Origin of the sequence: Janthinobacterium sp. HH104, from assembly GCF_001758715.1 — a bacterium.
Taxonomy (GTDB): domain Bacteria; phylum Pseudomonadota; class Gammaproteobacteria; order Burkholderiales; family Burkholderiaceae_D; genus Janthinobacterium; species Janthinobacterium aestuarii.
This window is the reverse complement of sequence record NZ_LRIB01000015.1, coordinates 1-15,994: the sequence shown is the minus strand read 5'-3', so window position 1 is coordinate 15,994 and position 15,994 is coordinate 1. Positions and strand designations below refer to the sequence as shown.

The following is a 15,994-nucleotide window of genomic DNA, read 5'->3' as shown; positions in this document are numbered from 1 at the left end:
CTTGTTATTCGAAAAAACCCCTTCCGGTGATCTGGTTGGGGTTTTTTTACGTCTGATAGTTTGTTGGGCGCTGTGTGCTGACGCGCGCGGTGACACAAATACGTGTTGCAGCTGTTCCAAATTGATACATGGGTGGCCGGATGCGGGGCATATACGCATGGCATGGCATTTGCTCTTCTTGGATATTCACTAAAAAACCAAGGAGACCAGCATGACCTATTCGATTCGTACCCTGCTCGGCATGGCGGCCGCCGGCGCCGTTGCCCTCACTTCCCTGCTGACCTTGCCGCATGCCTATGCGCACGGCAATGTCACGCCGCAAGGCGTCGACACCACGGGCTTGCCGAAGGTGGGCGACAAGTGGCTCGAGCAAAACCCGTATCGCGGCAACAAGCTGGCTCTGACGGTCGGCACCTCGGCCTACAACCAGAATTGCGCCCGCTGCCACGGCATCGAAGCCATCTCGGGAGGTATCGCGCCGGACTTGCGCCAGCTGGACCGCGATTGCTTCGGTATCAAGAATGAGACAAAGAAACAGGCTTGCTACAAGGAGACGGACAATTACTACCTGACCACCATCCGTCACGGTAAAGTGCGCAATGGCGCCGTGTACATGCCGCCGTTCGAAGGCGTGTTCAACCAGGAAGCCATGTGGGCCATCAAGACCTATCTGGAAACGCGCCGCGAATCCAACTAAGCCACACTGATCACGAAGGAGTCCCATGCGTTCATATCAACTCCGGGGCGTGCGCGCGATGATCTCGCTCGCTTGCCTGGCGCTGTGCGCAGCCGCGCCGGCGCACGCCGACTGGCAGAAAGTGCAGCAGTCGGGCAGCCTGAAAGTGGCTGTATATAACGAGTTCGCGCCGTTTTCCGACAAGGGTATAGGGATCGATATCGACATCGCCGAAGCGCTGGCGAAAAAGCTGGGGCTGAAACTGAGTTTGCTGCCATTTCCCGCCGGCGAAAATCTGAACGACGATTTGCGCAATATGGTGTGGAAGGGGCATTACCTCGGTTATGGCCCCGCCGACGTGATGCTGCATGTGCCAGTCGACAAGAAGTTGATGGCGGATAACGACAAGGTCGAGATCTTCGCACCGTACTACGTGGAAACCGTGCGCCTGGTGCGCAGCGCGCAATCCGTGCCGCAATTCGACGGCGTCGCTTCGCTGGCCGGCAAGCGTATCGGCGTGGAAAAGGTGTCGATCGCGGCCATGCTGATGTTGGGCGAAGACAATGGCAAATACCGCGACGACGTGCGCATCTTCGATACGGCAGCGGAAGCCTTGCAGCAATTGCAGGCGGGCAAGCTCGACGCCGTGCTGGCCAACCGTTCGGAAATCGAATCGGTGCTGAAGAGCGATCCCGCTTTCCCCTTGAGCGAAGTGGCGTTCGCCCGCTTGCCGCGTGCAGGCTGGGCCGTGGGCCTGGCCGTCAGCAAGCAACAGCTCGACGTGGCCAAGTTGCTGCTGGCAGCCATGAACGAGATGGCGGCCAGCGGCGAACTGAAAACCATCTTTGAAAAGTATGGCGTGAAGGAAGCGCGGCCCTGAAGTAGCTTGCTCTGGTTTTAAAGCCCGCGCATCGGAAGATGTGCGGGCTTTATTGTCATAAGAACGCCTGAAAAATGTTCAGGGCAAGGCGCATTGCCGCAGGCAGTACGAATAGTACGACCAGGCAATGCAACGCGGCCATGGACTTTTTCTCAGGTGTTCTTAAAACGAGTATTGGGCGCTGACACCCAGCAGCCAGTTACGTCCTGGCGCCGCTTCATAGTAGCGCTTGTTGCTGTCGCCGACGATGACGGAGCCCACGTAGGTCTTGTCGAAAAGATTGTTCAGGCGGGCAAATTCCTTGAAGCGCCAGTTCCCCACGTTTTGCTTGGCGTTGAAGCGCGCATTGAACACCGTGTAGCCGGGCGCCGGTTTTTCGATGTTGCTGTCTTCCGCGTAGACCTGGTTGCTGGCCACGCTTTCCAGCGCCGCGCCAAAGCGGTCGAGCGTATCTTTCCACGCCAGTTCCGCGAACAGGTTGGCGCTGGGCACGCCAGGCAAACGGCTGCCTTCGCGTACGCTGCCAAACGCCTGGTCATACACGGCGTGCAGGCTGGTCAGTGCTACTTTTGCCGTGAAACCATATGGCAGGCTGGATTCCAGCGACACTTCCATACCTTGGCGCAAGGTTTTACCTGCATTGCGATAGCTGGTGCGCCCGCCGCTGGACTTGTCGACTACCAGTTCGTCGTTGGTCTTGATCTGGAACACGGCCGCGTTTACGTGGGTGTTGTTGGCGATCCTCGCCTTGATACCCGCTTCCAGGTTGGTGCTGGTGGCCGGTTTCAGCTGGTAATTGAAGCCGCCACCCGTGCCCGAGTAAAACAGTTCATTCAAGGTAGGCGCTTCGAAGCCGCGCGCGGCGCTGGCGTACACGTTGACGTTCGGCGTCAGTTTATACAGCAGACCCAGCACCGGTGTCGTGTGGCTGAACTCGAGGCTGCCGCTGTCGTTCCCATTGCTGAGATAGCGGTCGTTCACCAACACTTTCATCTTGCTGTAGCGCACACCTGCGCTCAGCAGCCATGGGCCGCTTTGCCATTCCGCCTGGATATAGGGATCGAGGCTGGAGACGACATTCTGCTCGTCGCGGCGCAGCTTGCCTTTCACGCCAAACGTGTTGCCGATGTAATTTTCATAGCCGGTGCGGTCATCGCTGGAGCGGCCGTAATCGATGCCGATGGTGGTGCTCAGCTTGCCGCCGGCCAACTGGTTCACGTGCAGCCAGTTGGTATCGATGCCGTAGAACTCACGCTGGAAGTCGACCACGCCGCCTGAATGGCTGGGCGGTGCCTGGAAGCCTTTGGTAAAAGCCTGGTACTGGATCACGTCGCGGTTGCCGCCATACACCATCACATGCAGGCGGTCGTCGCCGAACGACTGTTCATAGGTGGCGCCGATTTGCTGGTGGTCGATGCTCTTGCGCGTGTTGTAGCGCTCGGCCAGGGTGCGCTTCGGGTTTTGCGTGTCGTTCGCATCGGTTTCGCCAGCGCGCGGGTCGCGGGCAAACGTGGCCCAGGTGGCGCCCAGCGGATCTTGCGTGTTGCCTTGGTGCAGGCTGTTGGCAACGATGGTCAGCTTGCTGTCCGCATTGGGCTTGACGGTGATCTTGCCGAACGCCTGTTCGCGCGTGGCGGCGCTGTGGTCGCGGAAACCGTCCGTGCGGAAGCGCGAGCCGTCGAGCACGTAGCCGATGCCGCCTGCCTGGCCTTGCGCCGTCAAGTCCACTTTGTTGGTGCCGTAGCTGCCGCCCACCACATTTAATTCGACGGATGGAGGATTTTGCCCATCCTTGGAAAACAGCTGGATCACGCCGCCCGAGTGGTTGCCGTAGATGGCAGAAAACGGTCCGCGCAGCACTTCGATGCGCTCGGCCGTATCGAGGTTGAAGGTGGCGGCCTGGCCTTGGCCGTCGGGCATGCTGGCAGGAATGCCATCGCTGATCAGTTTGACGCCGCGCACGCCAAAGGCCGAGCGTGCGCCGAAGCCGCGCGACGAGATTTGCAAGTCTTGCGCATAGTTCTGGCGGTTTTGCACGACCAGGCCCGGCACGGCGGCCAGCGCTTCTGACGCGTTGACGCGGATTTGGCCATCCTGGATGCGGGCGCTGTCGACGACGTCGATCGAGGCCGGCACTTCCTGGCTTGGATGGGCGATGCGGCTGCCGCTGACGACCACCGTATCCATGAGTTGCCCGGCGGCCAGATCAGCTGCCTCGGCGGCAAAGACGTGAGGGGCGAGGGTAGCGCTGCCGGCGACAAACAGGCTGGCGATGGTGTTCAGGCGGAAACGGTGCTGCATGCGGATTCTCCAATGTGAATAAAAGCCTGCTTTGGTCGCGTGCGCGGCGCAGGTCTGCATCGTTGTATCAAGCAATATGCCTGCCATGTCTCCATTGGTGGGCTGAAATTATACGCGTGTCAGTGGCATGGCGTTTGCATACAGCAATGTTCAGATGCGCCGATGCCGCGCGCTTTTCCTGTGTTTTGCCATCGAAAGGTGATTATGCCCAACTTCTTCTCGCGCTTGCGCCAAGTGTGCTGGCTGCTGCCTGCGCTCGCCAGCAGCGCCCTCCAGGCTGCTCCATTTGCCTATGTTCCCAATGAAAAATCGGGCACCTTGAGCGTGATCGACACGGCGACCGACCAGGTCGTGCGCCAGATTGCAGCCGGCAAGCGTCCGCGCGGCATCGCCGCCGACCCCACCGGGCGGCAATTGTTTGTCACGGATGCGGCCAGCAGCGCCTTGCTGCTGATCGATAACGCTGGCGGCGCCCCCCTGCGCACGGTGGCGCTGGGCAAGTCGCCCGAAGGCGTCAGCGCTTCGCAAGACGGTCATTACGTGGCCGTGGCCGTCGAGGAAAACAATAGCGTGGCCTTGCTCGATGGGCAGACGGGCGTCTTGCTCGCCGATATCAAGGTGCATGGACGCAATCCGGAACATGCCGTTTTCAGCCCCGATGGGCGCTGGCTGCTGGTCAGCGCGGAAGAGGCTGAACAAGTCGATGTCATTGATGTGGTGCAACGCCGCCAGGTGGCGTCCATCGCCGTGGGATTGCGCCCGCGCGGCATCGGTTTCAGTCCGGACTCGGGCCGCGCCTACGTGGCGTGCGAACTGGTCAATGCCGTCTACGTCATCGACATGGCCGCGCGCAAGGCCATCGCCACCATTCCCGCTGGCAAGAATGCAAACGGCATCGTGGTCCATCCCAGCGGCAAGCAGGTGTATGTCTCGAACGGTATCGATGGCACGGTGATGGTGATCGACACGGCCAGCAACGAGGTCACGGCCACCATTCCCGTCGGCAAGCGCCCGTGGAACATGGCCATCACGCCCGATGGCGCCAAGCTGTACGTGGCCAATGGCCGTTCGAACAGCGTTTCCGTCATCGACACGGCCAGCGCGCGCAAGGTGGCCGATATTGCTGTAGGTGAATTGCCATGGGGCGTGGTGATTCGTTAATGGCACAGGAACAGGTGTTCCAGTCTGGTACACCTGTTCCATTGTGCAGCGGCTCAAGCCCGGGCATGCGCTGAAAAGCACACCGGTATTGACGCTAGGCCCTTGTAACAAGGGTAAAAGCGGCTAAGTTTGTAGTGGGATGCCGAGCTGGCACGGCATTTGCGGAAGACTCCGTGTACTCACCCCATCTGTACCAGGACGTTTGATTTTAATTACAGCAATTCCATTCTAATTAACCCGATAGAGGACGACATGAATCTCGCAGACATCAGCAAACTGGGCGTAGCCAATCCCTTCAAACAACGCTATGACAATTACATCGGCGGCAAATTCGTTGCCCCGGTAAAAGGTGAATACTTTCCTAACATCACACCGATCACGGGCTTGCCATTTTGCGAAATCGCCCGTTCCACGGCGGAAGATGTCGAGCTGGCCTTGGACGCCGCCCATGCCGCCAAGGATGCCTGGGGCAAGACGTCGCCTGCCGAGCGCGCCAATATCCTGAACCGCATCGCCGACCGCATCGAACAGAACCTGAGCCTGATCGCCACGGCGGAAACCATCGACAATGGCAAGCCGATCCGCGAAACGATGAACGCCGACATCCCGCTGGCCATCGACCATTTCCGTTATTTCGCCGGCTGCATCCGCGCGCAAGAAGGTTCCGTCGCGCAAATCGATGCGGAAACCTATGCCTACCACTACCACGAGCCGCTCGGCGTCGTGGGCCAGATCATTCCGTGGAATTTCCCGATTCTGATGGCTGTGTGGAAACTGGCGCCAGCCCTGGCCGCCGGCAATTGCGTCGTGCTCAAACCGGCCGAGCAGACGCCGGCGTCCATCATGGTGTTGATCGAGCTGATCGGCGATTTGCTGCCGCCGGGCGTGCTGAACATCATCAATGGTTTCGGCCTGGAAGCGGGCAAGCCGCTGGCGTCGAGCAAGCGCATCGCCAAGATCGCCTTCACGGGCGAAACGGGCACGGGCCGCCTGATCATGGGCTATGCCGCGCAAAACCTGATTCCCGTCACCCTGGAGCTGGGCGGCAAGTCGCCGAACATCTTCTTTGAAGACGTGATGGATGCCGACGATGATTATTTCGACAAGTGCCTGGAAGGTTTTGCCATGTTCGCGCTGAACCAGGGCGAAGTCTGCACCTGCCCATCGCGCGTGCTGATCCAGGAATCGATCTACGAAAAATTCATCGAACGTGCCTTGAAGCGCGTGGCCGCCATCAAGCAGGGCAATCCGCTCGACTCGTCCACCATGATCGGCGCGCAGGCGTCGCAGGAGCAGCTGGAAAAAATCCTGTCCTATCTCGACATCGGCCGCCAGGAAGGCGCCGAAGTGCTGGCCGGCGGCGAGCGCAACACGCAGGCGGGCGATCTGGAAGGCGGCTACTACGTGCGTCCGACCGTGTTCAAGGGCAACAACAAGATGCGCATTTTCCAGGAAGAGATTTTTGGACCGGTCGTGTCCGTGACCACTTTCAAGGATGAGGCCGACGCGCTGGCGATTGCCAACGATACCTTGTACGGCCTGGGCGCCGGCTTATGGACGCGCGATGGTTCGCGCGCCTTCCGCATGGGACGCGCCATCCAGGCGGGCCGCGTGTGGACCAATTGCTACCACCTGTATCCAGCCCATGCCGCGTTCGGCGGCTACAAGCAATCGGGTATCGGCCGCGAAAACCACAAGATGATGCTCGATCACTACCAGCAAACGAAGAACTTGCTGGTGAGCTATAGCCCGAAAGCGCTGGGCTTCTTCTAAACCGGTACACGCGCCGCGCCTGTCGTCCAGGCGCGGCGCGCAGAAAGGGATGCCATGAGTGCAGCAATTGCCCGGGTGGTCGCCACCGATGCGGCGCTGGAAATGATGGACAAGTTGCGCCAGCGTCACGGCCCGCTGATGTTTTTCCAGTCGGGCGGTTGCTGCGACGGCAGCGCGCCCATGTGCTATGCGCTGGGCGAGTTCGATGTCAGCGATACCGACATCTATCTCGGCAATTTGAATGGTACACCGTTCTACATGGGACTCGAGCAATTCGAGTACTGGGAGCATACCCAGTTGATTATCGATGTGGTCGATGGCAATGGCGGCATGTTTTCACTCGACAACGGCACGGGCAAGCGCTTCTTGACGCGTTCGCGCCTGTTCACCGATGAAGAGTGCGCCTTGCTGCATGCCCAGCCGCATGAGCACCGCAAGACTTGATACACACACATACTAATAAAACAGAGGGAGATGATTGTGCAGAAAAAAATTATGGGGATACTCGTCGGTTTGGGTTTGGCATCGCTGGCCCAGGCGGCTGACGTGGGCAATGTCACCAATGCCATGCTCGACAGCACGGCGAAGAATCCAGCCAGCGTCCTGTCGTTCGGCATGGGCACGCAGGGCCAGCGCTATTCGCCGTTAACGCAGATCAATGACAAGACCGTGGCCAAGCTGGTGCCGGCCTGGTCGTTCTCGTTTGGCGGCGAAAAACAGCGTGGCCAGGAATCGCAGCCGCTGATTCATAACGGCAAGATGTTCGTCACGGCATCGTATTCGCGCATCTTTGCCGTCGACTTGAAAACGGGCGCCAAGCTGTGGAAGTACGAGCATCGCTTGCCAGACGGCATCATGCCCTGCTGCGACGTGGTCAACCGTGGTGCGGCCCTGTACGGCAACCTGGTGATTTTCGGCACGCTCGACGCCTACCTGGTGGCGCTGGACCAGAACACGGGCAAGATCGTCTGGAAAGAGAAAGTCGACGATTATGCAGCCGGCTACTCGATGACGGCCGCGCCGCTGATCGCCGAAGGCTTGCTGCTGACGGGCGTGTCGGGTGGCGAATTCGGCATCGTGGGGCGGGTCGAAGCGCGCAACCCCATGACGGGCGACCTCGTGTGGAGCCGTCCGACGGTAGAGGGCCACATGGGCCACCGCTACGACAAGGATGGCAAGGCGATTGACAATGGCGTGTCCGGCACCGCGAACAAGACCTGGCCCGGCGACCTGTGGAAAACGGGCGGTGCCTCGACGTGGATGGGCGGCACCTACGATCCGCAAACCAAGCTTGCCTACTTTGGCACCGGCAACCCGGCGCCATGGAACAGCCACTTGCGTCCCGGCGACAATCTGTATTCGTCGTCCACCGTGGCGCTGGACGTGAAAACGGGCCAGATCAAGTGGGCGTATCAAAACACGCCGAACGACGCCTGGGATTTTGACGGCGCCAACGAATTCGTCACCTTCGACATGGATGGCAAGCGCTACGGCGGCAAGGCCGACCGCAACGGTTTCTTCTATGTGATTGACGCCAACACGGGCAAGCTGCAGAACGCCTTCCCGTTTGTGAAGAAAATCACCTGGGCCAGCAGCATCGACCTGAAGACGGGCCGGCCCAACTTCATCGCCGCCGGCCGCCCCGGCGACCCGACCAAGGGAGAGGAAGGCAAGAAGGGCACGACCGTGTTTGCCGCACCGGCTTTCCTCGGCGCCAAAAACCAGATGCCGATGGCCTACTCGCCGCAAACCAAGCTGTTCTATGTGCCGGCGAACGAATGGGGCATGGATATCTGGAACGAGCCGATCAGCTACAAGAAGGGCGGCGCTTTCCTCGGCGCGGGCTTCACCATCAAGCCCCTGTTTGACGACTACATCGGCGCCATGCGCGCCGTCGATCCGAAGACGGGCAAGATCGTCTGGGAAATCAAGAACAACGCGCCGCTGTGGGGTGGTGTGATGAGTACGGCCGGTAACCTGGTGTTCTACGGCACGCCGGAAGGTTTCCTGAAAGCCGTCGATGCGAAGACGGGCAAGGAGCTGTGGAAATTTCAGACGGGCTCGGGCGTCGTGGCGCCGCCCGTCACGTGGCAGGATGGCGACACGCAATATGTGGCCGTCGTTTCCGGCTGGGGTGGCGCGGTGCCGCTGTGGGGCGGCGAAGTGGCGAAGAAGGTCAACTTCCTGGAACAGGGCGGTTCCGTGTGGGTCTTCAAGCTGGCATCGAAGTAATGGGGTGAAGCACCCGGGCCACACGGATGGGTGTCTCCCTGTCCGCCAGGTGCTTTCTTTTTGCTGACGGCCCAGGCCGTCAGTTTTTTGTTTACCTAGATGGCCGATACGCATACTTGCGGTCAAAAAATGAACACTGTCAGTGGCGATTGATCCGCCGCTGCACACGTTCAATACGCTTTTTTTCTTTCTCCCTCTGAGGCTTGCTGGGCACGCTTATTGCCAAAGCTTGAGGTACATCAATCACTGGTGTGCACACTAAAAACAGAGAAGAAAGAGGAGAAGAAATGAACACATGGATCAAGCTGGGGAGCCTCGGTGTCATGACAATCGCAGCGGTGGGACAGGCGCAAGCCGTCGATATCAAGGCTGGCGACTGGACCGTGTCGGTGGGCGGCATCGTCAACGCCTACTACACGCAAGTGTCGTGTTCGGGCGATGCGGTGGGCGGGCTGGCGCTGGGCGGCCAGGCGCTCGGTTGCGGCGGAGAGAAGGACCGCACCACCATCGGCAACGGCTTGCTGCCCAACGGCTTGATCACCTCGGCGAGCTCGAGGCTGGGCGAGTACGACGTGAAAGCCTTGATCGGCATCTACAACTCGACGGCCACGGACAGCGCCATCAGCCAGAACAGCGTGGTCGACGTGCGCCAAGCCTTCTTCACGTTTGGCAATGAGCAGATGGGCACCTTCAAGCTGGGCCGCGACTATGGCATCTTCGGCGCGAACGCGATTTTGTCCGACATGACCTTGCTGGGTTCGGGCGCACCCGTGCAGGCGACGCAGCGTGGCCGCGTGACCCTGGGCCATATCGGCGCCGGCTATACCTATCTGGGCAACTATGGCCAGATCATGTACAGCTCGCCGAAGTCGGGTGGCGTTGGCGTCGATGTGGCGCTGGTCAGTCCGGTCTCCGATACGCCCATCGTGGCAGGCTCGACCTATTCTTCGAAGTCGAGTCCGCAAGTGCAGGCGCAGCTGACGTATGCGCAGGAAGGGTTGAAGGCGTGGCTCGGCGTGAAGTCGCAAAAATTCACCTCGAAAACGCCAGGAGTCGATGACCTGACCATGCGCGGCGTGGAAGTGGGTGGCTCGTACCAGATGGGCCCGGCTAGCGTACTGGTCAACTTCCAGGGCGGCAAGGGGCTCGGTATCTTGTCCGATGCGGACCAGGGCGATACCAAATCGAAGAACTGGCTGCTGCAAGGCACGTATAAAACGACGGACAAGCTGAAGCTGGGTTTGTCCTACGGCATCAGCAAGAACGACGACAACACGGCCGGCACGGGCGGCTTGAAGTCGAACGCCAACCTGACCCTGGGCGCGTATTACTCGCTCAACAGCGCGATCACCCTGGTAGGCGAGCTGGGCCAGACGCGCTCGAAAGGTTTTGCCGGCGGCGAAGCGAAGATGAATGGCGTGTCCCTGGGCGGCATTATTTTCTTCTAACTCAACAACGCGGCGCCTTGCGACAGGGCGCCGCACGGAGCACCATGCATGCGGATAATGCGCTTGTTCATAGCTTGCTGGCTATTCCTGTTTATCCTCGGACAGGCCTGGGCCGGTGTGCTCACCAAGGCCGAGCTGGCGCGGCGTTTTCCCGCGCCCATCGTCGTGGGCGACAAGGAGACCGATTTGCCCGTCTGGCCCTTGTTCCGCCAAAACGCCACGGCGACAGAGCTGGTCGGCTACGTTTTTGAGTCGGTGGACCTGGCGCCCATTCCCGGCTTTTCCGGCGTACCCGTCAATCTGCTGATCGCCATCGATCCGAAGGGCAGTTTTCTCGATGTCGCCGTACTGTCGCAGCACGAACCCGTGTTTCTCGACGGCTTGGGCGAAGCGCCCTTGTTTCAGTTCGTCAAACAGTACCAGGGCTTGTCGCTGAAACAGAATATCGCCATCGATGCGCGAACCAAGCGCGCGCCGGATGCGACCCACGCCGATATCGATGGCGTATCGAAGGCCACGGCTTCCGTGCGCATCATCAACCAGAGCGTGCTGGCCTCGGCCTTGAAAGTGTCGCGCAAAAAACTCGGTTTTGCGCAAGGTCGTGACCCCGACCAGATTGCCCGCATCCGCATGGAGGTATTCGAGAAACTCAGCGTGGCGCAGATGCTCGACCAAGGCTTGATCCAGCATGTGCGCTTGAGCAACAAGGACGTGGAAGCCTTGTTTGCCGGCAGTCCCGGCGCGGGGCTCGAACCGGAAGCCGCGCGCGATCCGGACGGCGTGTTCATCGACCTCTATCTGGCGTATGTCTCTGTTCCCACGGTGGGGCGCAATTTGTTGACGGAACGCAGTTGGAATAAATTGCGCAACCGGCTCGACGAGGGCGACCACGCCATCCTCATCATGTCGCGCGGGCGCTACAGCGTGCTGGGCGACGATTTCGTGCGCGGCACCGTGCCCGACCGGCTGTTGCTGAAGCAGGATGGCTTGCCCATCGACATGCGCGACCTGGACCTGGACTTGAGCTTGTCCGATACGGCTTCCTTGCCGACGGAAAATATCGTCGCATTGCGCATCATCAGCCAGGCGGGACTCGATGCGGCCAGTCCGCTGGCGTTCACGCTGCCGATCACGCGCAGCAAGGGCATCGTGTATCCGGAGCGCATCGCGCGCAACGTGGATGTCAGCTACCGCTTGCCGGCAGAGTTCTATACGGCGCCGCAAGGCGACGATGCCACGTGGCGTGGCACGTGGCAGGGACGCAAGGCCGAGTTGCTGCTATTGGTGGCCGGGCTGGCGCTGCTGGCCGGCGCCTTGGCGTGGCAGAAACGGCTGGTGCGCGATGGCCGCCAATTTGCATGGTTCCGCCGTCTGTTCCTGTTGTTTACCATTGGCTTCATCGGCTATTACGCGCAGGGCCAGTTGTCGATCGTCAATATCACGGGCGTCATCCAAGCGCTGCTGGCGGGGCGCAGTCTGGGCTTTTTCCTGTTCGATCCGATGACGGTGATCCTGTGGGCGTTCGTGCTGCTCAGTCTGCTGATCTGGGGGCGTGGCACGTTTTGCGGCTGGCTGTGCCCGTTTGGAGCGCTGCAGGAATTCACGGGCAAGCTGGGCCAGTGGCTGCGCTTGCCTCAGTGGAAGATCAAGCCGCGCCTCGACGGGCGTCTGAAATGGATCAAGTATGGCTTGCTGTTGGCCATCCTTTCCAGCAGCCTGTTTTCCAGCCAGATCACGGACAAGCTGGTCGAGCTGGAACCGTTCAAGACGGCCATCACCCTGAACTTCGTGCGCGCCTGGCCGTTTGTTGCGTATGCCGTGGGCTTGCTGCTGCTCAGCAGTGTTTCCTATAAATTCTTTTGCCGTTACCTGTGCCCGTTTGGTGCGGCGCTGGCGCTGCTGGGACGGTTTCGCTTGTTCAATTGGATTCCGCGCCGCAAGGAGTGTGGCACGCCGTGCCAGACTTGCCGCCACCGTTGCGAACATCACGCCATCGCGCCAAGCGGGAAGGTCGATTACGGTGAATGTTTCCAGTGCATGGATTGCGTGGTGATTTACGCCAGCGATGAAAAATGCGCGCCCTTGATGCTGGAAATCAAGCGTGCCCGCACGATACCCATTGTCCGGGCCACGGCAGAGGAGAGCAGCAATGCAGCGTAGAACCTTTATTTCCGCAGCGATAGGCAGCGTGGCCGGCATGGCGGGCTTGTCTTTGCCCGGCAGTATGGCGCGCGGCACGGCCACGGCATCCGGCGTGCGATCATATCAAGGCGCAGCGCTGGCGTTTGGCACGACGATCGCCGTCACCGTGTTGCACCACGATCAGCGCCAGGCCGAACTGGCCATCGAGGATGCCTTGCACGCGGCCAGGAATATCGACCGCCTGATGAGCATTTACAGTCCCGCCAGCCAAGTCTTCCAGCTGAATCGTGACGGCCGCCTGGCCCGGCCGGACGCTCATTTGTTGGCCGTGCTGGCGCAGGCGCAAACCTTGTCGCAATGGAGCGATGGGGCGTTTGATGTCACGGTGCAACCTTTATGGCAGCTGTTTCGCGCGGCGGCAGACCAGGCCAGCTTGCCTGCGGAAGCACTACGGCGCAAAGCGCAGGCGCGGATCGGCTGGCGGCAATTGGCGTGGGACAAACGCGAAGTGCGTTTCCTGCAGCCCGGCATGGCGCTGACCTTGAATGGCCTGGCGCAAGGTTACGCTGCGGACATGGCGCTGGCTGCCGTGCAGGCGCGCGGCATACGGCACGCGTTGCTGGACACGGGCGAATTCGTTGCGCGCGGGCAGCGCTCCGTGCGCCGGCCATGGACCTTGGGCATCCAAGACCCGCGCGACGCAGAAATCCTCGCGGCCACCTTGAAAGTGGAAGGGCGCAGCGTGGCCACGTCCGGCGATTACGAATGTACGTTCACGCCGGACTTCGTGCATCACCACATCTTCGACCCTTCGAAGGGCGATTCGCCGCGTGAACTGGCCAGCGTGACGGTGCTGGCGCCCACGGGCTTGCTGGCCGATGGCTTGTCGACAACCTTCATGGTGACGGGCGCGGCGCGTGCGCATGCGATGGCCGTACGGATGGAAGGTGTCGACTTGATGACCATCGACAAGCAGGGCCGGCGCCAGATGTCGCCCGGCTTTTCCCGGCTACTCTAGGCTATTTCAGATGCGGCACCTTGCGATAGATTGTGTTGCGCGACACGCCCAGGGCCCGCGCCGTGGCCGAGACGTTGCCGCCGTGGGCATCGAGCGACTTGAGAATGACGCTTTGCTCCATCTCTTCCAGGTTGGCGCCGGCGGCGATCATCCGGTCCGTGCTGGCGCTGGCGGCAGTCGCTTGCGTCATTTCAATATCATCGAGGAAATCGTCGGGCATGTGGCGCAGACAGATTTCGTGTTCGTCGCCTGCCATGACGATGGCTGTGCGCAACAGATTGGTCAGCTGCCGGAAGTTGCCCGGCCATTTATGCTGGTGGAACATGCGCAGGATGTCCGGCGCCACCGTGTAGCGCGTATCGGGGGCTTCCGTCGCGAGGATTTTTTTCACGACCGTATCGAGGTCCGTGCGTTCGCGCAGCGGCGGCAGTTTGACCACCAGGCCATTCAGGCGGTAATACAAGTCTTCGCGGAATAGCCCCTTGGCCATGCGTTCGCGCAAGTTGTGATTCGTGGCGCAAATGAGTTCCACATTGACGGTGATCGATTTGCTGCTGCCCAACGGGGTGACCATACGTTCCTGCAACACGCGCAGCAGGCGCGCCTGCAAGCCAAACGGCATGTCGCCGATTTCATCGAGGAACAGGGTGCCGCCATTGGCTTGCAATATCTTGCCGATGGCGCCCTTCTTGCGCGCACCTGTAAACGCCCCGTCCTCATAGCCGAACAGTTCGGACTCGATCAGGGTTTCCGGGATCGACGCGCAGTTGACGGCGATAAACGGCCCCATGGCTCGTGGCGAATCGTTGTGGATGGCTTGTGCCAGCAATTCCTTGCCCGTACCCGTTTCGCCCATGACGAGGATGGGGATATCGCGTCCCAATACCTTGTTGACCTTTTCGATCACCAGTTCCAGTTGCGGATCGCCCGTGCGCAGGTAGCGCAAGCCGGACAGGCGGCGTGCCGCGTTGGCCGCATGGCTGGCCGGCGCGGGGACCTGCGCCGGGGCGGCGTTGATATCGCTATGGTCGGTGCTGGCAGCAAAGCCATGCTGGAAGGCACTATTGGCTAACCGCAACTGCGCGCGCCCATACACGCGCACGCCGCTGTGCATGCACAGGTTCAGCAAACCGGGCGAGGCCGTGCGGTAATGGTCGTACAGGGCAGACACGGGCAAGCCGAACAGGGAGCTGAACGTGTGCGATTGCAGCGCGGCAAATGACAGGCCCAGCTGGAACAAGCCATTCTTGTTGGCCGATAAGAACCGGCCGCCCGGCGTGAATGAGGCGATGCCTTCCATCAAGGTCCCGATGAATTCAGGACGCGCGTGGAAGTGCACGGTGATGGCGTCTTCGAAGGTGGCGGAAAACAACTGATTTTCGATCATCAGCGCCGACATGCGCACGAGAGCCATCGTATGCTTGTGGAAACTGCGCTGGTCGCTGGAGACATCGAGCACGCCGATGACATTGCCCCTGTGGTCGGTGATCGGCGCTGCGGAACACGTGAGGAAATGATTGGCGGCCAGGTAATGCTGGTCCGCATGGACCAAAGTCGGTACTTTTTCCGTGATGGCCGTGCCGATGGCATTCGTGCCGCGGCTTTGTTCCGACCATGCCACGCCCGGTTGCAAAGCGACCCGGTTGGCTTTTTCCAGAAAATCATCGTCGCCCAGCGAGTGCACGATGACGCCGTTGGCATCCGTCAAGATCACCATATTGTGGGTGTTGACGATTTGCTGGTACAGGGTTTCCATGGCGGGCAGCGCGTGCGTGTGCAGCAAGCGGTTTTGCTCGATCAGCAAGGACAGGTCGGATTTTCCCGCCGGCGTAAAGTCGGGCGTGGCCGTGGGAGACAGGCCAAAGGCGACTGAGCGCTGATGGGACGTTTCAATGATGACGGGAACGTTGTCCTGTCCTGCCGGTGTGATGTTCGCGTCCGCGATGGACGAAAACGGTGCGCTACGGTAAGTAGCTGACGGTTGATACATGATCTCGTTGCCTCCGTTGGGCCCTGTACTGCGGCGCTCTTTTGAATATCGAGAGTGTTCCATAATGTAGCACCTGTCACAGATGGGAGCAAAGCAAAGCGAACCGGGCTATCCCCAGTGTTGCTGCCAGGCCCAGAGTTGCTCTCATCAGTGGACAGTGCATAGGCCTGTATAAGCAAGTGCGGTGCCAGGGACCGTTTCGCAAGGCGGAAAAATAGCGCTTGCAGCGGGCGCGGGGCAGGGCTATAATTCGCCCCCTCGCTGAACGACGCATGCAAATGCTGAGTAAAGTAGAGAAAAAGAAGGAGTTGACGGACGTAGCGAAATGCTTCATACTCTTCCTTCTTCGCAGCTGACAAACACAACGCTTTGT

11 protein-coding genes are annotated in these 15,994 nt (G+C 60.3%); 9 read left to right on the top strand and 2 right to left on the bottom strand.

Features of this window, described 5'->3' with window-relative positions:
• Positions 1–241: 241 nt before the first annotated feature.
• Both pedF and JAB6_RS04625 read left to right on the top strand, forming a co-directional pair.
• Positions 242–697: a cytochrome c-550 PedF gene (gene pedF / locus JAB6_RS04630; protein WP_235194320.1), complete on the top strand. Its 456-nt coding sequence runs from the start codon at positions 242–244 to the stop codon at positions 695–697.
• 25 nt (positions 698–722) lie between these two features.
• The gene (locus tag JAB6_RS04625) at positions 723–1,556 is read left to right on the top strand and encodes an ABC transporter substrate-binding protein (RefSeq protein ID WP_070301572.1); all 834 of its coding nucleotides are present in this window, start codon (positions 723–725) and stop codon (positions 1,554–1,556) included.
• 162 nt (positions 1,557–1,718) lie between these two features.
• On the opposite strand, the gene JAB6_RS04620 is transcribed toward JAB6_RS04625, so the two are convergent.
• Entirely contained in the window at positions 1,719–3,857 is a 2,139-nt protein-coding gene (locus JAB6_RS04620) for a TonB-dependent receptor (protein WP_070301571.1), read from the bottom strand.
• Positions 3,858–4,061: 204 nt separating this feature from the next.
• Between JAB6_RS04620 and JAB6_RS04615 the strand changes: the two genes are divergently transcribed.
• From JAB6_RS04615 to JAB6_RS04585, 7 genes are all read left to right on the top strand, one after another.
• Complete coding sequence (locus tag JAB6_RS04615; RefSeq protein WP_070301570.1) at positions 4,062–5,018, top strand: beta-propeller fold lactonase family protein; 957 nt, start codon at positions 4,062–4,064, stop codon at positions 5,016–5,018.
• 252 nt (positions 5,019–5,270) lie between these two features.
• Positions 5,271–6,791, top strand: a complete 1,521-nt coding sequence (gene adh / locus JAB6_RS04610) for an aldehyde dehydrogenase (RefSeq protein WP_070301569.1) — start codon at positions 5,271–5,273, stop codon at positions 6,789–6,791.
• A 54-nt stretch (positions 6,792–6,845) separates the two neighbouring features.
• A complete protein-coding gene (locus tag JAB6_RS04605) occupies positions 6,846–7,235 on the top strand; it encodes a DUF779 domain-containing protein (RefSeq protein WP_034756816.1) in 390 nt (129 codons plus the stop codon).
• 36 nt (positions 7,236–7,271) lie between these two features.
• Positions 7,272–9,023, top strand: coding sequence for a PQQ-dependent methanol/ethanol family dehydrogenase (locus tag JAB6_RS04600; RefSeq protein WP_254671472.1), 1,752 nt, complete (start codon positions 7,272–7,274; stop codon positions 9,021–9,023).
• Positions 9,024–9,310: 287 nt separating this feature from the next.
• A complete protein-coding gene (locus tag JAB6_RS04595; protein WP_070301567.1) occupies positions 9,311–10,471 on the top strand; it encodes a porin in 1,161 nt (386 codons plus the stop codon).
• Positions 10,472–10,528: 57 nt separating this feature from the next.
• On the top strand, positions 10,529–12,631 hold the full coding sequence (locus JAB6_RS04590) for a 4Fe-4S binding protein (RefSeq protein WP_254671471.1): 2,103 nt from the start codon (positions 10,529–10,531) through the stop codon (positions 12,629–12,631).
• Positions 12,621–13,631, top strand: coding sequence for an FAD:protein FMN transferase (locus JAB6_RS04585; RefSeq protein WP_070301565.1), 1,011 nt, complete (start codon positions 12,621–12,623; stop codon positions 13,629–13,631). The genes JAB6_RS04590 and JAB6_RS04585 overlap by 11 nt, the downstream gene beginning before the upstream one ends.
• Before the next feature lies 1 nt (position 13,632).
• Here the strand turns inward: JAB6_RS04585 and JAB6_RS04580 are convergent, their stop codons facing one another.
• On the bottom strand, positions 13,633–15,621 hold the full coding sequence (locus JAB6_RS04580; protein WP_254671468.1) for a sigma-54-dependent Fis family transcriptional regulator: 1,989 nt from the start codon (positions 15,619–15,621) through the stop codon (positions 13,633–13,635).
• Positions 15,622–15,994: the final 373 nt, after the last annotated feature.